The 21589-nt window shown below is 37.2% G+C and carries 21 protein-coding genes; 12 read left to right on the forward strand and 9 right to left on the reverse strand.

The window, feature by feature from the left end:
* Window positions 1–55: 55 nt before the first annotated feature.
* From IEW44_RS14200 to IEW44_RS14210, 3 genes are read right to left on the reverse strand one after another with little or no spacing between them, the layout of a single operon-like run.
* The gene (locus tag IEW44_RS14200; RefSeq protein ID WP_188615724.1) at window positions 56–1273 is read right to left on the reverse strand and encodes an ABC transporter permease; all 1218 of its coding nucleotides are present in this window, start codon (window positions 1271–1273) and stop codon (window positions 56–58) included.
* Window positions 1270–1950: an ABC transporter ATP-binding protein gene (locus IEW44_RS14205; protein WP_188615725.1), complete on the reverse strand. Its 681-nt coding sequence runs from the start codon at window positions 1948–1950 to the stop codon at window positions 1270–1272. The genes IEW44_RS14200 and IEW44_RS14205 overlap by 4 nt, the downstream gene beginning before the upstream one ends.
* A complete protein-coding gene (locus tag IEW44_RS14210) occupies window positions 1934–3280 on the reverse strand; it encodes an efflux RND transporter periplasmic adaptor subunit (RefSeq protein WP_188615726.1) in 1347 nt (448 codons plus the stop codon). The genes IEW44_RS14205 and IEW44_RS14210 overlap by 17 nt, the downstream gene beginning before the upstream one ends.
* 263 nt (window positions 3281–3543) lie before the next feature.
* Between IEW44_RS14210 and IEW44_RS14215 the strand changes: the two genes are divergently transcribed.
* Window positions 3544–5292, forward strand: coding sequence for a protoglobin domain-containing protein (locus IEW44_RS14215; protein WP_188615727.1), 1749 nt, complete (start codon window positions 3544–3546; stop codon window positions 5290–5292).
* Between the two features lie 78 nt (window positions 5293–5370).
* Here the strand turns inward: IEW44_RS14215 and IEW44_RS14220 are convergent, their stop codons facing one another.
* A complete protein-coding gene (locus tag IEW44_RS14220; protein ID WP_188615728.1) occupies window positions 5371–5949 on the reverse strand; it encodes a metallophosphoesterase family protein in 579 nt (192 codons plus the stop codon).
* 93 nt (window positions 5950–6042) lie between these two features.
* On the opposite strand from IEW44_RS14220, the gene IEW44_RS14225 reads away from it, so the two are divergent.
* From IEW44_RS14225 to IEW44_RS14250, 6 genes are all read left to right on the forward strand, one after another.
* A complete protein-coding gene (locus IEW44_RS14225; protein ID WP_188615729.1) occupies window positions 6043–7191 on the forward strand; it encodes a DEAD/DEAH box helicase in 1149 nt (382 codons plus the stop codon).
* Window positions 7192–7196: 5 nt separating this feature from the next.
* Window positions 7197–8426 carry an aminopeptidase gene (locus IEW44_RS14230; RefSeq protein WP_188615772.1) on the forward strand — a complete coding sequence of 410 codons (1230 nt, stop codon included), beginning with the start codon at window positions 7197–7199 and terminating at the stop codon, window positions 8424–8426.
* 18 nt (window positions 8427–8444) lie between these two features.
* On the forward strand, window positions 8445–9218 hold the full coding sequence (locus tag IEW44_RS14235; RefSeq protein ID WP_188615730.1) for an SGNH/GDSL hydrolase family protein: 774 nt from the start codon (window positions 8445–8447) through the stop codon (window positions 9216–9218).
* An 85-nt stretch (window positions 9219–9303) separates the two neighbouring features.
* On the forward strand, window positions 9304–10461 hold the full coding sequence (locus tag IEW44_RS14240; protein WP_188615731.1) for an exonuclease SbcCD subunit D: 1158 nt from the start codon (window positions 9304–9306) through the stop codon (window positions 10459–10461).
* The gene (locus tag IEW44_RS14245; protein ID WP_188615732.1) at window positions 10458–13499 is read left to right on the forward strand and encodes an AAA family ATPase; all 3042 of its coding nucleotides are present in this window, start codon (window positions 10458–10460) and stop codon (window positions 13497–13499) included. Before IEW44_RS14240 ends, IEW44_RS14245 begins: the two co-directional genes overlap by 4 nt.
* 132 nt (window positions 13500–13631) lie before the next feature.
* Entirely contained in the window at window positions 13632–14480 is an 849-nt protein-coding gene (locus tag IEW44_RS14250) for a metallophosphoesterase (RefSeq protein ID WP_229704261.1), read from the forward strand.
* A 72-nt stretch (window positions 14481–14552) separates the two neighbouring features.
* Here the strand turns inward: IEW44_RS14250 and yxzF are convergent, their stop codons facing one another.
* On the reverse strand, window positions 14553–14687 hold the full coding sequence (gene yxzF / locus IEW44_RS16040; protein ID WP_268236389.1) for a small protein YxzF: 135 nt from the start codon (window positions 14685–14687) through the stop codon (window positions 14553–14555).
* A gap of 44 nt (window positions 14688–14731) precedes the next feature.
* Window positions 14732–15061, reverse strand: a complete 330-nt coding sequence (locus tag IEW44_RS14255) for a magnetosome magnetite crystal formation protein family (RefSeq protein WP_188615733.1) — start codon at window positions 15059–15061, stop codon at window positions 14732–14734.
* 134 nt (window positions 15062–15195) lie between these two features.
* Here IEW44_RS14255 and map point away from each other — a divergent pair, with 134 nt between their 5' ends.
* Entirely contained in the window at window positions 15196–15948 is a 753-nt protein-coding gene (gene map, locus IEW44_RS14260; protein ID WP_188615734.1) for a type I methionyl aminopeptidase, read from the forward strand.
* A 32-nt stretch (window positions 15949–15980) separates the two neighbouring features.
* Here map and IEW44_RS14265 read toward each other — a convergent pair whose 3' ends face one another.
* Window positions 15981–16697, reverse strand: a complete 717-nt coding sequence (locus IEW44_RS14265) for a TspO-related membrane protein (protein WP_188615735.1) — start codon at window positions 16695–16697, stop codon at window positions 15981–15983.
* Window positions 16698–16806: 109 nt separating this feature from the next.
* Here IEW44_RS14265 and IEW44_RS14270 point away from each other — a divergent pair, with 109 nt between their 5' ends.
* Complete coding sequence (locus IEW44_RS14270) at window positions 16807–17637, forward strand: polyphosphate kinase 2 family protein (RefSeq protein ID WP_188615736.1); 831 nt, start codon at window positions 16807–16809, stop codon at window positions 17635–17637.
* A complete protein-coding gene (locus IEW44_RS14275) occupies window positions 17634–18227 on the forward strand; it encodes a GNAT family N-acetyltransferase (protein WP_188615737.1) in 594 nt (197 codons plus the stop codon). The genes IEW44_RS14270 and IEW44_RS14275 overlap by 4 nt, the downstream gene beginning before the upstream one ends.
* A 60-nt stretch (window positions 18228–18287) precedes the next feature.
* Here the strand turns inward: IEW44_RS14275 and IEW44_RS14280 are convergent, their stop codons facing one another.
* Window positions 18288–18860 carry a beta-class carbonic anhydrase gene (locus IEW44_RS14280; RefSeq protein WP_188615738.1) on the reverse strand — a complete coding sequence of 191 codons (573 nt, stop codon included), beginning with the start codon at window positions 18858–18860 and terminating at the stop codon, window positions 18288–18290.
* Window positions 18861–19613: 753 nt separating this feature from the next.
* Between IEW44_RS14280 and motA the strand changes: the two genes are divergently transcribed.
* Both motA and motB read left to right on the forward strand, forming a co-directional pair.
* A complete protein-coding gene (gene motA / locus IEW44_RS14285) occupies window positions 19614–20411 on the forward strand; it encodes a flagellar motor stator protein MotA (RefSeq protein ID WP_188615739.1) in 798 nt (265 codons plus the stop codon).
* On the forward strand, window positions 20395–21210 hold the full coding sequence (gene motB / locus IEW44_RS14290) for a flagellar motor protein MotB (RefSeq protein WP_188615740.1): 816 nt from the start codon (window positions 20395–20397) through the stop codon (window positions 21208–21210). The genes motA and motB overlap by 17 nt, the downstream gene beginning before the upstream one ends.
* 32 nt (window positions 21211–21242) lie before the next feature.
* Here the strand turns inward: motB and IEW44_RS14295 are convergent, their stop codons facing one another.
* Complete coding sequence (locus IEW44_RS14295; protein WP_188615741.1) at window positions 21243–21464, reverse strand: DUF1128 domain-containing protein; 222 nt, start codon at window positions 21462–21464, stop codon at window positions 21243–21245.
* Window positions 21465–21589: the final 125 nt, after the last annotated feature.

Here is a 21589-nt window from a genome sequence, read left to right on the forward strand (position 1 = left end):
TAACTTAAACATAAAAAAGAGAAGCGATTTTTATCACTTCTCTTTTTATTATTTGTTATTCGTAGCGTAAAGCTTCGATTGGGCTAAGCTTAGACGCTTTATTTGCAGGTAAAATACCGAATACAATCCCAATGAATGACGAGAACAATACACCAATTAGTATAATAACGGGGTTAAGAATCGGTGTAAATGGCAAGAATGAACCAACAATCGTTGTAATTAATATAGCAATGCCTACACCAATTAAACCACCTAATGATGTTAATGTAATCGACTCAATTAAAAATTGTAATAAAATTTGACCACGTGTGGCACCAAGTGCTTTACGTAAACCAATTTCGCGTGTACGTTCTGTTACAGACACAAGCATAATATTCATAACGCCAATACCACCTACTAATAAAGAGATGCCAGCGATACTACTAATGAATAAAGTAATGGTAGTGAAGAATTTTTCACTCTCTTCTACATATTTAGCCATATCATCAGGTATGTACATACCATCTTCACTAGCTATAATTTCATTAAGTTTTTCAGCAGCAGCTTGCCCTGTCTCTGATACAGTCTCGGGGTTATCCGCAATGACATTAATCGTGTCTATTTCTTGACTACCAAACATCATAGCAATTAATGTGCGTGGCATTAGCGCTTCACCACTTGAGAATCCATCTATTTCTTGTAATTCTTTAGGTAACATGGATTCATAAACACCTACAACTTTGTAAGGGTTATCGTTAATGTCTACAATAGCTCCAACAGCTTCTTCATCTGCTTTAAACAATTTTTCACGCACTAAAGAGTCAATCATAACGACGCGTGAGTAACTATCGTTGTCACGTGTATTTAAACGTCGACCTTCTAATAATTTTAAATCTTTTGTAATGAAATATTGGTTATCAACACCTGTAATTTGCATTTCAGAAGATTTATCGTTGTTAACGAATGTTCCCCAACCATTGTTAGTCCCTAATACACTTTTGACACCAGGTACTTCACGTAATTGTGCTAAATCTTCTGAGGTAACCGTTGGAGGTTCCATCCACATCATACCGTCGTCCTCTTCAGACATCATAGGCTCAAACTGTAGCGTAATCGCATTTTCATCTGTATTAAACATATCATCAGACAATTGTTGTTTAGCACCGTCACCAATGGCTACAACAATAATTACAGCGCCCACCCCAATAATAATGCCAAGCATGGTTAGGATTGAGCGTACTTTATGGTTCCAGACAGATGATAACGCTAGTATAAAACTTTCCCATATATTCACGTTGTCACCTTCTTATCTTCAAGGATTAAACCATCTTTTAATACGATTGTTCGGTTAGTGTATGCTGCAATTTCTTCTTCGTGAGTAACAATAATAACTGTTTTACCTTCACGGTTTAACGCCGTTAATAACTCCATAATTTGAACGCCTGTTTTAGAGTCAAGAGCACCTGTAGGTTCGTCCGCTAAAATAATAGAAGGGTTGTTGACTAGTGCACGTGCGATTGCTACACGTTGTTTTTGCCCACCAGACAACTCACTAGGTAAGTGCCCCATGCGGTCCTTTAATCCCACTTTAGTCAGCAAGTCTTTTGCACGTTCAGCACGTTCAGCTTTACTAACACCAGCATAAATAAGAGGCGTCTCTACATTTTTTTGTGCATTTAACCGTGGTAGCAAAAAGAATTGTTGAAAGACAAACCCAATATGCTCATTGCGTAAGCGAGCTAAGTCCTTCTCTTTAGAATCTTTAATATCCTTACCATTTAAAGCATATGTGCCTTCTGTTTGCTTATCGAGGAAGCCGATAATGTTCATTAATGTCGATTTACCAGAACCAGAAGGCCCCATAATCGCAACAAATTCACCATCTTCGATTTGAAGGTCAATGCCATGTAAAACAGGTACTTTTAAATCACCACTGCCATAAACTTTTGTGATATTATTTAGCTTCATCATTTTGTGAACCCTCCGTTTCTGCTTCGGGCTCCATTTCTGCAGGTGGTTCTTCACCATCTACGGGTTCTTCCTCAATCATACCATCTTCAACCATGCCTCCATCTTCCATCATACCTTCGTTAGCATCCATGTAGTCTTTTACTTTTTTACCAACTTCTAATTTTTTAGCTTCAACAATATAACCATTGGTAATAATACGATCACCAAGTTCTAGCCCTTCAGCTACACCTGCAAACATATCATTCATATCACCTAACACAATGGTACGCTTTTCTAAAATATCTTCATCTGTTAATACATAAACAAATTCATTACCTTCTTCATCTAACACAAGGGCCATATGAGGAATCGCAAGTTGTTCACTTTGTTCTAAGTCAGAGACATTGATTTCTAACGATACGTGGAAGCCTTGACGTAAGTCAGCAGTATCACCAGCAATATTTACTTTGAAAGGATACATTGTAACATTGCCACCACTGCCGCCGCCAAAATCTTCGCCACCAGCAGTGTCACCACCTTCAGGGAAGTGTGATACAGATTCGATTGTGCCGTCCCAAGTACGGTCTTTAAACACTTTTGGTCGAATGACAACAGCTTGGTTTTGTTTGATTTTTACTGTGTCAAATTCACTCATAGAACCAATAACTTTAAATGGGCCACTTGAAATAATATGAACAATTGGTTCATTCGCACCGTTTTCACCAGGCTCTACATTTTTATTGACTTTCACAATGGTGCCATCAATTTTACTCTTAACAACAAGCTTTTCTTTTTGTGTTGTTAAAGTATTAATTTCATCCTGATAAGAAGAGACTTCACCTTTAGTAGCTTCAATTTCAATTTCCATTTGGTTAATTTCTTTAGCTGCAGCATTTAACTCTTCACGTGAAACTTCAGGGTTTTTCTTCATGTTTGTTAAATTTTTGCGTGCATTGGCTAATTCATTTAATGAAATAGATAGACGATTATTCGTTAAATCACGTGCGCGTATAGCTTTGGCATAATCACTATTTACTTTAGTATCATCGTATGTAAAGAGCGGGGTACCTGCTTTAATTTTTTGGTTTTCTTGCACTAAAAATTCTTTTATCTCACCGTTTTCCGCCTCTTGGAAAACCTTTTGTTCATCACTTGGAATAATTTTTCCTGTTACTAAAATACTTTCACCTAACTCTTGCATTTGAACAGTTTCCACCATAATTGGTTCGTCAAACTCGCCAAACTCATCCTCTGAGCTAAAGAGTTTATCTTTAAAAATGAAACCTGTAACGCCGAGAGCAATGACAATTAGGACAATCACTAATGTCCAAATTTTTGCTTTCTTGCTCATTTATTTCCCTCCAATATTTTATGATTAGGCTGCTTCCTTCTCTCTTTTTTACAAACTTGCCCACCTATTTAACGTATGAAGTGTGTAAAAAGTTTCAGTTTAATCATCATTTTGTAAGAAATCAACAAAATCATGTTTATCATTTAAAAAAGTGAGTATAATAAAGTAATGACAAAAGTTATGGCATAATGCGCCATTTTATAGCCTATATATCTAAAAGGAATACTAAAAAGTCACGACTATCGACTAAGGTGGGGATGAAGATGATCTTTAAAAAGAAAAAAATTGATTTATATCAATATTTTAATACCGAAAATCAATCCGATATCGGGGCAAACGAGCGGTTTCAAGAAAAGCTTGATTTTTTGGCGCTTTCACGCATTCGTAGGGAATCTGTCCTGTTTCTTAAGGACTTATATGAGGAGAATCGTGTCGCCATTTTAGATAACTTTTATGACCGCCTCTTGGCGATTCCTGACTTTGCCCATGTGATTGAGACGCATACAACGGTAGAACGCTTGAAAAAAACCTTTGATGCGCATTTTATTAGTCTCTTTCAAGACGAGTTAGATTTAAATTATGTGTTTAAACGCCGCAAGATTGCGTATACGCATGCGCGCTTAGGTGTGCTCCCAAACTGGATGATTTCGGCGTATACGTTAGTGAATCAATTAATTATTCCGCTCATTGTTGACCGCTTTGCTCATGAGCCTCAAAAGATGTTAGAAGTGTTACTCTCCTATGATAGCTTGGTGACGATTGACCAACAAATCATTGTCGAGACATATATTGAAATCCAAGCAGGGTCTGTGGTTAATGGCTTGGGGGATATTATTACGTACAATACACAACTTGACCAAATTAAAGCCCTGATGCAATTCCAAGAAGGGCAAGAACAAGATATTGTCCACGCCAACGACTCAATGCAAAACTTAGATACGAGTATTGCCGACGTGGCGACAACGGTCAGTGATATTTCGCAGACGACAAGCGCGACACTTCAAGCATTAAACCAGGATTTAACAGCGTTACAACATGTGTCGCAAATTTTGCAGACAACAGATGAGGGGCAACAGACGATGCAAGCGCATATTGCCCAACTTGTAGAGCGTGTGACAAGTGTGACATCGTTAATGGCACTCATCACAAGCATTGCCGACCAAACGAATTTATTAGCCTTGAATGCGTCGATTGAGGCGGCACGCGCAGGCGATGCGGGCAAAGGGTTTGCGGTAGTGGCCGAAGAAGTGCGGAAACTCGCCGATGATACGAAAACATCCATTCAATCCATTCAAGACGATATTGGCGCCTTACTCACCATTACACATGATATTGATGCCCTTACCCAACAGTTTGCGACGGATTTACATCAAGGGGTTACAGATACGCTGCGGATTTCAACGACACTCGCGGAGTTAAATACCCATCTGCAACATCAAGGGACACGTTTTGAGGAGATGGCACAACTGACAAGGGCGCAAAATGAGGCCGCATCGGATATTACGGCACGCAATCGTAATATTTTAACGAGTATGCAGCAAAGTAAAGATATTGTGTTCCATACGGGGGAAGCGATTTATCAACTGAGCCAAATGATTGATGCGTACCGTGCTACGACGATTTCCAAAAACTTTATCATTAGCCATGAAGACGTCATTTCACTGGCCATTACAGATCATTTATTATGGCGTTGGCGTATTTATAACCTGTTGCTTGGTTTTGACCATATGACGGTAGAAGAAATGGGCACTGCACGCGACTCACGTCTTGGTAGTTGGTATTACGGTAAGGGGCAAGAGACACTAGGAGATAAGGTCGTCTTTCAACAATTAGAAGCGCCTTATTTGCGCATGTATGAGTTAGCATGTAAGGCTGTAAAAACTCATAATGATGGTAAAACACAACAGGCGGAAGAAGTTTTGGTGGATTTAACAGCAGCCTCTCAAGAAGTCATTGCGATATTAGAGCAACTGCGAGAAATAGTTATTGAAGATAAAAAGAAATATCACTAATAAAATAATAAATGTTATTGTGAAGACGTTATATCCTCACCATGAGAGATTAGCCAACTGACATGAGTCAGTTGGTTTTTATTTATTTTTATGAGGTGCTTGCATAAAAGAAATACGGCATGTAAGGCTATCATATAAACACCATTCACGATAATCAATGACAGCGCCTATGTTAATATAGCAAGGTTCACTAGCTATGAAAGAATACGCTGTACCTACATCTATTCGTTTGTTGCCTTGGTAGATAGCTGAACGATGGCTGTGACCAAAAAATACAAGAGGTGTTGTAAAGGCAGGAAAAGTAGGCTCAAAATGTTCATTCCAGTCAAATTGATGCCCATGAATTAACGTAGCATTAGGAATACGAATAGTGTGTGGCAAATGTATAAATTGAGTTTGCCCTGTTGCTAAGTCAATTCGTTCTTCTTGGTTTCCAATAATTGTAGGAAAGGCTAATAATCTTTCAAAGCGTGCATCATATGTCATAGCTTTAGACAAAGGTACCTGTTTTTTGCCCGCTTTTCGCTTGCTAATATGGCACTCATATTGGTCGCCTAGACAAATGATAGTAGCTTTTGGCGCTACTTGATTAATATGTGTTAAAACAGCTAAAGTGTCTTCATAATTACTATGTAAATCACTAATTAGTGCATACATTCATAAACCTCCTTAAAGTGGTGTGAATTTGTTTCAGTGTAGCGTTCAATGAATGCTATAATGAATTATTATAACTGAAGGTGGGAGTAGACGATGTCTAGCATTGATTTACTAAATAAAGATTTACAACAAAAGTGGACGTTTGAGAGTCCAATGAAAGTACAAGAAGAAATGATTCCAGCCATGTTAGCAGGTAAAGACATTGTGGCAGAATCACCAACAGGTTCAGGTAAAACATTAGCTTACGTCTTGCCAATGCTACATAAATTAGACGGGACGCGTAAAGCTACACAAGGGTTAATTGTAGCACCATCACAAGAGTTAGCGATGCAAATTGTAGAAGTCATTCGCACATGGATTGTAGGTACAGATATTACAGTACAACAATTAATTGGTGGTGCTAATATGGCGCGACAAGTTGAAAAACTAAAAAAGAAGCCAACAATTGTAGTAGGTACGCCGGGGCGCTTAAATGAATTAGTACGTGCAGGTAAATTAAAGTTAAAAGATATTGAGACAGTGGTCTTAGATGAATGCGACCAATTATTAAGCCGAGAATATCGCGTGATGGTGAAATCCTTTATTGATGGCTCTAAATATGGTAGACAAGTCGTTGTAGTATCCGCAACGATAACGGATGAAATCGAATTGGTGGCAACACGTATGATGTTTGAGCCAATGCGCTTACGCATTCGACCAGAAGATATGGTTAAGGTAAGTAAAGTACAACATTTATATATGAAAATTGACGAACGTGATAAAACAGAATTTCTACGTAAATTGTCCCAAACAGAAGGTATGCGTGCCCTAGCATTTGTTAATAATATTGACCAAGTGCTAATGAAAGAAACAAAATTACAGTACCGTAATGCGCCTATTACAACCTTACATGCCGAGATGAAAAAGGAAGAGCGTAAAAAATCATTGGATAGCTTCCGTAAAGGCGATGCACGTATTTTACTATCAACAGATTTAGCAGCAAGAGGGCTTGATATTGATGGCTTAACACATGTTATCCACGTTGATGTACCACGCACTATCGAACAATATTTACACCGCTCAGGACGCACAGGGCGAGCAGGCAAAGATGGTACAGTATTAACATTATTATCTTACCGAGACGAGCGAGACTATAAACGCTTAATCCGTGAATTACCAAACAAAGCTGTTCAAGTAGTATATTATCAAGGCGAATTAGTAGAAGGCAATGCTAATACGCTTAAGAAAAAGGGGAAAAAATAATGACAATGACATTCCAAGACAAACTAGAAGCCTATGCAGCGTTAGCAGTAGAAGTTGGGGTCAATATTCAAAAGGGCCAATACTTGTTAGTGAATACAAATACAGAGGCACTGCCATTTGCACGTCTCGTTGTGAAAAAAGCATATGAGGCAGGCGCAGGCCGTGTGCATGTACAATTAACAGACGATGTGATGACACGTGCATTTTACGAGCATGCTAGTGATGCAGAGATTGAGCGTTATCCAGAATGGTCAGCAGCACAACGGAATGAGATTGTAGAGCGTGGTGGCGCATTATTATGGATTGATGCAGACAACCCAGACTTATTATCAGGGATTGATGTCAACCGCATTTCGGCGCAACAAAAAGTAGCAGGACAAGCGTTAACCAAGTATCGTGCAGCAGCAATGAAAGACGATATTGCTTGGTCAATAGTAGCCGTACCTTCAAAGGACTGGGCAGCAAAAATCTATCCTGATTTATCGGCTGAAGCAGGTGTAACAGCGCTATGGGAGGCTATTTTTAGTACGGTGCGTATTGGTGAAGGAGATGCCGTTCAAAAGTGGCGTGACCATTTACTAAATCTTGAACAACGCGCAAACATATTAAATGAAAAAAAATATCATAAATTACATTATAAAGCGCCAGGTACAGATTTAACGATTGAGTTACCACCATTACATCAATGGTTAGCAGCTAGCAGCACAACCCCACAACAAGTATCTTTTGTGGCAAATATGCCAACAGAAGAAGTATATACATTGCCATTAAAAACAGGGGTTAATGGTTATGTTAGCAATACAAAACCACTTGTTTATCAAGGTAATATTATTGATAAATTCACATTAACATTTGAAGATGGCAAAATTGTAAAAGCACAAGCAGGTGTTGGCCAAGACTTATTACAACAACTAATGCAAGTAGATGAGGGCTCTCGCTATTTGGGCGAGGTAGCGTTAGTTCCTCATGAATCGCCAATTTCTGCTTCTGAAATTTTGTTTTTTAACACATTATTTGACGAGAATGCGTCTAACCATTTAGCGATTGGTGAGGCATACCCTACTTGTTTAGAAGGTGGTCGTGACTTTACTGATGAAGAAATTGCAACTGCAGGAGCAAACATCTCTATCACGCATGAAGATTTTATGATTGGTAGCGCAGAAATGGATATTGATGGTATATTAAAAGATGGTACAGTTGAACCCATCTTCCGAAAAGGAAATTGGGCATTTTAAAAGTAGAGGGGAGATAGCATGAGAAAACTTATTGTAAGTTTAGCATTCTGTTTTTCTTTTATGACGATAACGGCTTCAGCACAAAATTATGTAGCAATTGGTGATTCTTTAGCTGCTGGGCAAACACCCTACCAAGAAATTGATATAGGTTATACGGGCATGATAGCATTAGCCATACAACCTGATACATTTAGTAAAAAATTAGCTTTTCCAGGGTATACAACTCGAGATGTACTAAAGCAACTAAACGAAAAAGAAGCAAAGAAAATACTACAAGATGCCACACTTGTTACTATTTCAGCAGGAGCAAATAATGTATTACCGCTTATTAAACGCGATGTAAGGTCGGGTATGGTAGCATTTGAGCAAACAGTGGCTAATTTTGCTTTAAATGGCGTGCGTAAAGATATGGAAAAGATTTTACAACGTGTACAACAATTAGCACCACAAGCCGACGTTTATGTAATGGGATATTATTTTGCTTATCCTTATGTGCATGAGCAACAAAAGCAGGGTGTTGTTAAACAAATTGCTACATTAAATCAACTATTACAACAAACTGCTCAAAAGCAAAAAGCTCATTTTGTTGCTGTAGACGAACAATTTGGGACAAATGCCCGCAGTTATTTACCTAACGTAGCAGATATTCATCCCAATTTAGAAGGATATCGTGTGATGGCAAATGCATTTTTACAACAATATACTAATCGTCAAATACAAATCCCTGTCGCGCCACCAGCAAACCCCATAAGCTTTGAAGAAATAATCGCACAAGAACAACATAACAAATAAATAATACGTGGAGAAATCTTTTGTAAAAGAGATTTCTCTACTTTTTGATAATTAGAGAACATACGTTTTATTTGGAGGGATTGGAATGAAAATTGTTCATACAGCAGATTGGCATTTAGGAAAATTAGTACAAGGTGTGTATATGACGGAAGACCAATCTTATATTTTGCACCAATTTATTACACAAATGAGAGTGATTCAACCCGATGTCATTATTATTGCAGGGGATGTGTATGACCGAGCATTACCACCCGTAGAAGCTGTAAATTTATTAAATGAAATTATTGCAGAGTTGACACTAGCACTAAAAATACCTGTATTAAGTATAGCAGGTAACCATGATGGCCCAACGCGTTTACAGTTTGGTAGTGAGTTAATGCAAGCTAGTGGTTACCATGTAGCAGGTGAATTAACAAGTGATATCAAATGTGTACAACTCGAGGACGAACATGGCATTGTCCATTTTCATTTAGTGCCCTATGCAGAGCCTTCACAAGTACGTTACGCATTTCAAGATGATACCATTCGTACACATCAACAGGCAATGCAAGCAATTGTTAATCAAATCGAGCAAACTATGCAAGAGGGTGAACGACATATTTTTGTAGGGCATGCGTTCGTTACACCAATGGGGCAACAAGAGGAAAATACAAGTGATTCAGAGCGCCCGCTTGCTATTGGTGGGGTAGAGTATGTGGACGCCCAACTGTTTGGAAATTTTAATTATGTAGCATTAGGACATTTACATAAAGCACATAAAGTAGGTAGTGAGCATGTCCGATATGCAGGTTCTCCACTAAAATACTCTGCCTCAGAACATCAACACGAGAAGGGCTATTATATCGTTACATTACAAGGTGATGGTAATTTAGAGATTGAAAAGCAACCGCTCATTCCACAGCGCGATTTGCGAAAAATCAAAATGACCTTAGCAGAGCTACTCCAACAGCCTCAAAGTGACGATTATGTTTTTGTACAATTATTAGACGAAAAACCTATTGCGATGCTGATGGAGAAGGTGCGCACAGTATTCCCTAATGCTATGCATGTCGAGCGCATAATCGCAACAAAACATTTAACATCCACAACTACTGTCCAAATAGAAGGTTTAACAGATGAACAATTATTCGAAGCCTTTTATAAAGAAGTAAGTGGGAAATACCCTGAAGAGGAAACAACAAAATTATTCCAAACAGCATTGCAAACGTTGACACATAGCATGCGTGAGGAGGCGAACTCATGAAACCGATAACACTTAAAATGACCGCATTTGGCCCTTATAAAACATGTGAAGAAATTCATTTCGACACACTTCATCAATACGGTTTATTTGCGATTACTGGTAAAACAGGAGCAGGTAAGACAACAATTTTTGATGCCATTTGCTTTGCTTTATATGGCAGCGCTAGTGGCGAGGATCGCAATGACCAAACCATGCTACGTAGTGACTTTGCGGATGATACAATACCAACTCGTGTAGAGTTAGTGTTTGAATTGCGTGGTAAACAATACCGCATTGTACGACAACCGGGTCATATTAAAGCAGGGCAAAAAACAGTGACAGGTAAAGAATTTTTGTTCGTAGAAATGACCGCAGATGGCGAAGTCCCATTAACTAAGCGTGCTATTGTCAGTGAGATTGACGCTAAAATCATAGAACTCATAGGTTTAAGCAAAGCTCAGTTTAGTCAAATTGTGATGTTACCACAGGGTGAATTTCGTAAATTATTAACCTCTGACTCTAAAAATAAAGAGGCTATTTTACAACAACTCTTTACTACTGAACGCTTTGACTTAGTCGCACAACACGTTAAAGAACGATGTCAACAATTGAATAAAGAGCGTGAAGGTTTTGAAGTACAACTACAACAACAAGTAAAAACATTGAAAAAAAACTTACCACATAGTGAAGCTATTCAACAACTTGAAGCTTTGAACATTTTCCGTATTGAACGTGCGCTACAACAGGAAGTGCAGTTTTTGCAAGCGTTGCAACAGCAAGCAGAACAGCAGTACGAAGACGCTGTTGCAGAGGAACAAAAAATAAATGAACAGTTACAGCAACAACGCCAACAAAATGCGGAATTACAAGCTCAGCAACAACGCAAGGAAAAGTATGAACAGTATGAGCAGCAACTCACCCAAATTGCCACACTTAAACAGCAATTAAAAATGGCGCAACAAGCCCAACAGATCAAGCCATTTGTCACGCACAAAACACGTGCAGAAGAGGCGCATAAAATGGCACAACAACACGTGCAGATGGCTATGCAAAAGCAAGCAGAACAGCAACAATATCAAAAAGAGTTACAAACACAAGAGCAAAAAATTAATACAAGAAAAGCGGCGTATGAGCAAATAGAAAAACGCCTTTTACAATATCAACAATGGTTGCCTATTATGGAGAAAATAACAGCGCAACAACAATTGTTACAAACGCAACAACAACAGTTGCAAGCTATGATTGTACAGCGTGATGAGGCAAAGAAACAATACGAGCATTATACAGAAGCCTTGCAACAAGCCCAACAACAACTCGCTCAATTAGAAGAGCAAGAAGATCATACCAATTATGAGTTATCATTACGTGATCTTGAGCAACAACAAAAATTGATAAATCAACAACAGCAATGTCGCCAACAACTGAAAGAAGTAACAGAGCAAATCGCGCAAGTAACAATAGTTAAACAACAGATGACAGCACATGTAGCACAAGTCAAGCAACGGTTTCTTCATTACGAAGCTGCCCAAATTGCCAATCATTTACATGATGGCGATGAGTGTCCAGTATGTGGCCATACTGTAAATATTGCTTTAATGCCATTAGCACAAGACGTCGTATCGATAACAGAATATGAAGAAGCACAAGCGCAATATGAGGCAATCCATCATAAGTTGACTACTTTACAAGTCAAGCAAGACCAGTTGAATGAGCAGCTAGCAGAATACCAACAATCGATAGAGGTAGCGGAAGATATTGAAAGTGATATCGCATATGTGACACAACAATTAGCACAACAAGAAACACATAAAGGATTAAAGAAACAGCAACAACAAAAAATTACGCAATGTCAAACCGCTTGGCAAGCGCAACAAGCGAATTATCAAAACCTTATGATAAAGGCACAACAACTTGAAGGCGAAAAACAAACTATAGAAGGCCAATTGACGGTATACCAGCAGCAAGTGCCATCACATGTGACATTAACCAGTATACAAACAGAACTGCAACAAGGTGAAGCACAGTTACAACAGTGGCATCAGGAAGTCAAGGCATTCAATGAACAAAAAGAACGAGTAGAACAAGCAAGCATTCGTGCTGAAGAAAATGTTAAGCACCAACAACAGGTACAAGATATGACAGCTACACAATATGACGTAGCCAAGCAAGAACTGCAACAAATGCTCCAAAAGCATAACTTATCAATAACAGCATATGAACAAGCCTTAACGAGTGAAGAAGACATTAAAGCATGGCAAACTACTATTACTACATTTGATGAGGCAAGAAGTTTCTTAGCTAAACAAATTGCAGAGGCAGACCAGCAATTACAAGGTGTGACTTATGCACCTATTGAACCAATAGAAATGGCTTTGCAAAATCAACAACAAGTAAAATCTTCTTGTTATGAACAATTGCATCACGTTAAACAAGCCGTTAACTTGTGTGAACAATCTTTGCTAGACTTACAAGCCGTACATAAGGAAATGGCTCATATTGAAACTAAGTACCAAGCGGCTAAGCATTTAGATGATATGTTACGTGGACAAGGTGATAATACGAAAAAATTGTCATTTGAACGTTATGTACAAATGTATTATTTTGACCAAATTATTGAAGCAGCTAATTTAAGACTGCAACATCTCGCCAATCAACAGTATCGTTTATTACGTTCAGATAAATTAGCGCGTCATAATGCACAAAGTGGCTTAACTATAGATGTTTATGATGTATATACTGATCAAATTAGGGATGTAAAAACCTTATCAGGAGGCGAGAAATTTAATGCTTCATTAAGTCTTGCTTTAGGTATGGCAGATGTCATTCAGCAATTTAAAGGGAATATTCAAATTGATATGATGTTTATTGATGAAGGGTTTGGCTCATTAGACGATGCCTCTCTCACTAAGGCGATTGATACTTTAATTGAACTGCAACAGAGCGGACGTACAATTGGTGTCATCTCACATGTGGAGGAATTAAAAAATGCAATGCCAGCCATTTTGCAAGTACAGAAAAATGCAGAAGGCTCTAGTACAACGCAAATTATTATTAAGTAAAAGAAGTATGGTAAGGGAGTCGGAATTCGGCTCTCTTATTTTCTTAGGCTATTCACACAGTGTTGACTGAGAGGTTGTGTCTTTATTTATGTTTTAGAATTATGATATAATCTCCTTTTTAGGAGGGGTAATATGCGCAAATGGCTACTGTTTTTAGTATTAATAGGTGGAATGTATGTTTATTTCTCGCGTGTTGAGGTTACACAAATTACGATAAAAGATGACGAGATTCCATCAGCTTTTGATGGTTTTAAAATTGTCCAACTAACCGATTTACATAATAAAGTTTATGGTAAAAATAACGAAATGCTATTACGTGAAATTACCAAACAATCTCCTGACATTGTAGTTATGACAGGTGATATGGTTAGTACTTTAGATAAAAGTACAGCACCATTTTTACATATTGCTGAGCAAATTGCCAAAACTTACGATACTTATTATATTGTTGGTAACCATGAGCAAGCGATGCCATTAGCTGCGCGTACACAATTAGTAACGGATTTAAAAAAATTAGGCATTACAGTACTGGATAATGAACACACGAAAATTAAGAGAAAACAACAAGAGATCACCCTGAGTGGAATGTGGTTTAATCTTCGTTATTATCGTGATATTAGTCAGGACAATGACACATTGCCGTATCATTTTTCGTTAGATACTATGCAAGAGGTAATGGGAGAGCCGATTCATGAAGAAGGTTATCATATTTTACTCACACATAATCCTGTGTATTTTGAGACATACGCATCATTCGGTTATGATTTAACACTGGCTGGTCATATGCACGGGGGTATGATACGTATTCCCTTTGTGGGCGGCGTAGTATCGCCAGAGAGAGACTGGTTCCCTCTTTATGATGCAGGATTATATCAACATCAAGATAAACAAATGTATGTGAGTAGAGGTTTAGGGAGTGGGACATTAAAACTGCGTTTATTTAACCGTCCAGAAATGACAACATTAATACTGCAAAAATAGCATCGCAGTCGATTATAGTCAAATAGAAAAGTGGTAAAGGGATTACAACATTTCCCTTTACCACTTATTTTATTAGGACCTTTTTGTTTGTTTACGCGCATCTAGCACTTTTTTTACAATCGGGATAATAATAGGGCTATAGGTAATGGCGAATCGAATCACATTGCCAATTGTTAAGCCACTTTCTTTTTTTGTGTTTTGTGCCATAATAACCACTCCTTTATTATGTGTAATAACCTAAAGTGTATATGTTAAAACCTTAACAAGCGTAAGCCTTGCACGATATTCCAAATCATTAAAACAATGGTGATAATAAGATAGAAGATAAACCCACCAACAGCTAAGACACCAAAAAGTGTATCTGCGTTAGAAGCATCTTGCTTAACAACAAATGTAGTCAAGAATAAAAATCCAAAAAACAACCCAAAGAGGAAAGGAATTAAATGTGATAGTAATGCACGTTTTGCATGGTAACGAACGTCAGTATCTTTCACTAAAATCCACACAATGACAGGAAATAAAAACGGTGCAAAAAATAAGCTAAAATAATTCAAAGCGCTTAAAACTCGATTATTTTCCATGTACAAACACCTCTATTCTTAATATAAAATAAGCATAACATAAATTGCCAAAGAATGACTAAAGCGAAACCGTTTATGAAATCAAAAACTATGATATTATTGACTTATCTTATAAAGATGAGAGGGAATTTTTTATGATTATTACTACTGATGAAGAATTACAGGCGTTTAAAAAAGCAGGCCGCATTATGGCAGAGATTCGAGAAGCTATGAAAGCAGCAACTAAACCAGGCGTAACAACAAAGCAATTAGATGATATTGCAGGCCGTATGTTTGAAGAAAAGGGCGCAGTGTCAGGGCCAAAAGGGGAGTACGACTTTCCAGGTTATACATGTATTAGTGTAAATGATGAAGTGGCTCATGGTATTCCTGGGAGCCGTATAATTAATGAAGGTGATATTGTTAACATTGATGTTTCTGGCTCTTATAAAGGCTACTTTGCAGATACAGGCATTTCCTTTGTCGTTGGAGAAGACGAGAAGTTACAAAAGTTATGTGATGTTGCAAAAAGTTCTTTTGACCGCGCTATGACAAAAGTAAAAGCAGGTTCTAAACTAAATCAAATTGGTAAGGCGGTTGAGCGTGAGGCAAATGCACATGGTTTAACAGTTATTATGAATTTAACAGGGCATGGTTTAGGGCGTTCATTGCATGAAGCACCAGACCATATTTTAAATTATTATGACGCTTGGGATACGACTATTATGAAAGAGGGGATGGTATTGGCTGTAGAACCATTTATCTCAGAGAAAGCAGAACATATCGTCGAATCTGGTGATGGCTGGACATTTATCACGCCTGATAAATCCCGTGTTGCACAAATTGAACATTCGATTGTAGTGACAAAAGGTGAGCCTATTTATTTAACAAAATTAGATGATGAATAAAAAAAATGCACCTCGTTTTGAGGTGCATTTTTTTATTCCTGTTGCTTTGGTTGAAAATACATCATGCCAACAAGCATACTACCTGTTAGAAATAGTGTAACAGCTGTAACTAACATTTCATCAAATTGTAGATGTATTGCTATACCGATATAATTTAAGGTAAAAGGAATAATAAACGCAATATCATCATAACGATAACGAATATAAAGTGCCATTATCGCACCTAATGTTAATAGTCCAATAGCCCAAAATGGTCGACTTAACCCAAAGCCATGAAAATTATGGTATACAAAGATAAATTCTAAAATAAATAAAAGTGATACAGAGGACCATCCAAAATATAAGGATAATGGTAAGCGACCTGTCCATTGATAATCTCTTTTCGGATATGTGCGGTATAAAAGATACGCGATAGCAATTAGTAATACTTGTAATAGCAACATATAAGTTAAATTCTCTTTATGCCAAGCAATATATAGTAAAGCTTGTATTACCATAGCTAGCGAAAAATATAAAGCACGTTTTTGGTATAAGGTATGTTGATGTTTATATTGTTGCCAAATCCAATATGCCATAAAAGCATAAAGTATAAATACAATCATATAAATCACATGTGTAGGTGAGAGTAATACAGGATAGCGTGTAATGGTACTGAGTGCATTTGTAGCAGTAATATGCCAATTGTAAAAAATAATACTACAAGCGACTGCTGACCCAAAAGACACAATCATTAACAGCAAATACAACAACAATAAGTCCCTCCTTAAAGTATTTCAATAAAATAAAGTATGTGAATCTAGTATCATTATTTTTCAATATTTAGTAAAATAGATATATTAATAATAGAGGAGTGGTAAAATGTCTGAACGACTAAAAAACTTAAATTTATCAAAAAAAATTGATAAAGAATCTTATTTTCAGAAGCTTGAAGTACTCCAATATGAAATGCTGAATGCTCAGCAATTTTTATTAAAAAATAAAATTGGTTTAATTCTTGTATTTGAAGGCATGGATGCAGCAGGTAAAGGTGGCGCAATTAAACGTATTACAGAGCGCATTGACCCTCGTGGTTATATTGTACATCCGATTTCTGCACCGCAACCCCATGAGTTACGCTATAATTATATGCATCGTTTCTGGCGCAAATTACCTCAACATGGCCAAATTGGTATTTTCGACCGCTCGTGGTATGGTCGTGTATTAGTTGAGCGTGTTGAAGGCTTCGCCACTAAAAAAGAGTGGTCTCGCGCCTACGAAGAAATTAATAACTTTGAAAAGATGCTAACAGATGGTAATTATATCATTGTCAAGTACTGGTTACATGTGTCAAAAGAAGAACAATTACAACGATTCCTTGACCGTGAAAATGATCCATATAAAGCGTGGAAGTTGACAGATGAAGATTGGCGTAATCGTGAAAAATGGGAACGTTATGAAGTAGCAGCTGAAGAAATGTTTGATAAAACAGATAAAGATAATGCAGCTTGGATTTTAGTGCCAGGTAACAACAAAAAATATGCACGTATACACGTATTAGAGGAGACATTGCGTCAAATCGAGTATCATTTAGAAGAACGTGGCTTGAAGTTGACGGATGCATTAGGTAATGAGCCCGATGGCGAAGTGATGATTGAGGAGAAAGAAAAACAAAAAAAGCGCAAAAAGAAAAAAAATAAAAAAACGAAATGAAGAGTTGGCTTCAACGAATAATAGGCAAACCTGTTTTACCTATTACAATACAAGGTGAGACTTGTACAATACGTATTCTTGTACCAACGGATGCTGAGCAATTAGCAGTGATGCTAAAACGTAATAAAGAAGCATGGTCTACTTATGAACCGATACACGAAGCTTATTATTATACGCCAGAGGCACAGCGTAAAAAATTAAAAGAAAGCCTACATATGTTAAGACGCCAAAGAGAATTTACATTTGGCGTTTTTTGTAAACAACAATTAGTAGGGCATCTTTCTTTATATGCTGTGAAGAAGATGCCATATTCTAGTGGCTTCATAGGTTATGGTATGGACGTAGATTTTATGCAAAAAGGTATTATGACAGAGGCTGTACACCTTTTAGAACGCTTTGCATTTGAACAATTAAGATTACATCGTTTAGAGGCCTACGTTTCGCCTCAAAATATATCGTCTATTCGTGTGTTAGAAAAAGCAAATTTTTCACAGGAAGGCTTACTGCGAAAATTGCTCTATATTAATGGATTATGGGAAGACCATTATTTATATGCGCTACTTAGAGAAGATTACTTACTTCAAAAATAATACAAATAAAAACACATTTTTCACAAGCGTGAAAAATGTGTTTTTTTATAAATAATAGATTTATTTAGCGCGAATCACAGTGCCATCTTCAATTACATCTAAGCGGCCTGTGTTTGGGTCAATTACTAAGCCATGAACAGGAATGTCTTTTGCCATTAATGGGTGATTACGAATGGTTTCAACACTTTTTACAACACTCGTTGCAACATCGCCAAAGCCGCGTAAAAATTCTTTTAAATCAATACCAGAGAACTCTACAACATCAATGATTTCTTGCGACACCCCTCGGTCAACCATCTTACGAATCATACTCTCAGGATCTACAGCACTCATACCGCAATCATAATGCCCAATTACGTAAACTTCATCTGCTTGTAGTTCATAGACAGCAACAAGTAAACTACGCATAATTGCACCAAAAGGATGGCTAACAAGTGCACCCGCACTTTTAACGATTTTAACATCACCATTACGCATATTCATTGCTTTAGGTAATAACTCTACTAATCGTGTATCCATACACGATAATACTACAATACGTTTATTAGGGTATTTCGTCGTAATATACGGCTCATACTCTTTATTTTCAACAAATGATGCATTATACGTTAAAATATCTTGCAAAATCGACATATTCTTTCCCCTCCCAATAGTGTTATTTTAAATCAACTTATGCTAATTGAACATGCTAACAGTGAAATTTGTACAAAATGTGAAAAAATATAGCGAATTTTGGATTTGTTAAAGTATTCATAATTATTTCGCAATATAATGCATGGTATTTTTTACAAAAATAGCGAAATGAGTAATAGGTCAAATGGGTCACCTATTAGTACATAAGATTTATATTGATTTAAATATATAGGAATATAGGTAAGAATCCTATACAATGAAGAAGTAATTAGAAAAATAAAAAACCCTAAGCATAAAAGCTCAGGGCTGTTTGTGAGACTAGTCTTAGTCAATCTGGTTTTCTGGCATTGGATCCACTTTAATAGAAGATGAAGAGTCTAGACCTACCATTAAGTAGAATACGAAGAACACAATGCAAAGAATAAGAACTAGTGAGAAACCTAATACAGTTGCAGCAAACATAATTACATACTCCTCTCTTTCAAATAATCAATATCTATTATACAACAAGTATACAATAGTCGATTATTAAAAGTAAGGACAATTTATGAAATGCATTTCACAAGGACTTTAAGAAGCAAGCGTGAGCAAGCTACTAAAGTATAAATACGAATTAATTTTAACAATTTTATGTACATGCAGCGTAAATCTTTTAAAACATTTGTCTTTAAAAAGCCGTTTTGCTTGTGAAAATTGTTAAAATAAAGGAGTAGAAGATTACACAGTACATAAAGTATACATGGAGGTAGAAGAATGGATTTATCATCAGTAGTAGGTATAGTAGTTGCCTTTGTGGCACTACTTACAGGTATGATGTTAAAAGGTGTAGGCATTGACGCGTTAGCGAACCCTGCCGCAATTTTAATCATTATCTTTGGTACCATCGCAGCCGTTACCATTGCATTCCCAATGAAAGAGTTAAAACGTGTACCAAAGCTTTTTAAGATTTTGTTTACGGAAACAAAATTGGCAAGTGACATTGAAATTATTAAGATGTTTTCTGAATGGGCAGACTTAGCTCGTCGTGAAGGGCTATTAGCATTAGAAGGAAAAGCATCAGAAGTAGAAGACCCATTTTTAAAAAATGGTTTAACACTAGCCATTGATGGTCAAAATGCAGATTACATAAGAGATGTTTTAACAGAAGAGGTAGAGGCGATGGAAGATCGTCATGCTTCAGGCGCAGCGATATTTACGCAAGCTGGTACATATGCACCTACGCTAGGGGTTTTGGGAGCGGTAATTGGGTTAATCGCCGCCTTAAAAGATATGAATGATATCGATAAATTAGGTGTTGCCATCTCAGCAGCATTCGTTGCTACATTACTTGGTATTTTTACAGGTTATGTTTTATGGCACCCATTTGCGAATAAACTTAAGCGAAAATCATCAATTGAAGTACGTCAAAAAAATATGATGATTGAGGGGATTTTATCTGTTTTAGAAGGTGAAGCACCGCGTGTCATTGAACAAAAATTAGCATCCTACTTAACGATGGACGAACGTAAACAAATCATGGGAGAAGGTGGAGGCGGTGGCAAGGAAGCCTAAGCGTAAAAAACCAGAGGAACATGTAGATGAGTCATGGCTCGTTCCTTATGCAGATATTTTAACATTATTACTTGCGCTCTTTATTGTACTGTTTGCCTCAAGTACTGTTGACGAAAAGAAATTAGAACGAATGTCAGCTGTATTTAATCAAGTGTTTGATGGTGGTTCTAGTTTTATGGAACATCCTGCACCAGTAGATTCACAAAATCCTAGTGATGCTGCTGAGATGCCAAAGAGCTCAGCCTATGTAGAAGATCAAGAAGCATTAGGGGAGATCCAAGACAATGTTGAACAATTTATTGCAAATAATGAATTAGAAGAAATGTTTAATACAACGTTGACGGATGAAGGCTTACTCGTTACAATTCGTGACTCCGTATTATTTAATATGGGGCAAGCGGAGATTAAGGATGAATATAAGCCAGTAGCAGCGGAGTTATCACAATTACTTGTCTTTGACCCAGCACGTAATGTTGTTGTTACAGGCCATACAGACAATATTCCAATCCGTACAGCAGAGTTTTCATCTAACTGGTCATTATCTGTTAAACGTTCTGTCAACTTTTTAGAGCTACTGATTGAAAGTAACCCTAATCTTGATCCTCAGTATTTTAGTGCGAAAGGTTACGGGGAGAATAAACCAGTAGCAGATAACAATACAGAAGCAGGACGTAATAAAAACCGTCGAGTAGAAGTATTGATACAACCGCGTGTGCTAGAGGATGGCACATTCACGATGGAAGACAACATCAAAGAGCAACAAGAAACAACATCAGCAGAAGAACCAGACAACAAATAAAAAGAAGTCGCAGTAGTTTGCGACTTCTTTTTTTATGCACGTAAAGAGCCTAATTCAGCTACAATAGCTTGCATTTCATTGGGGCTAAAATTAGTGCGTTTCATAACCATCGTGTACAGGTCATATAAATCTTCATAATTGTTTTCAGTAAAACTATCTGCATTCATAGCGTCAACATTAACCATGCGCAGTTTTTCTTTTAATTGCTCAATCATATACGCTACATTTTCTTTAGAAGGTGTAGATAAATCCATTTTGACATACCGCCTTTCTCAATAAATTTATCATTCCATTAAGTGTATCAAAAGTCAATAATGAATCCCTCGTTTTTATGGTTGGACTAGTGATACTTAGCTAGAATTATCATATTAAAACAAGC

This window comes from Lysinibacillus alkalisoli (assembly GCF_014643595.1).
Lineage (GTDB): Bacteria > Bacillota > Bacilli > Bacillales_A > Planococcaceae > Metalysinibacillus > Metalysinibacillus alkalisoli.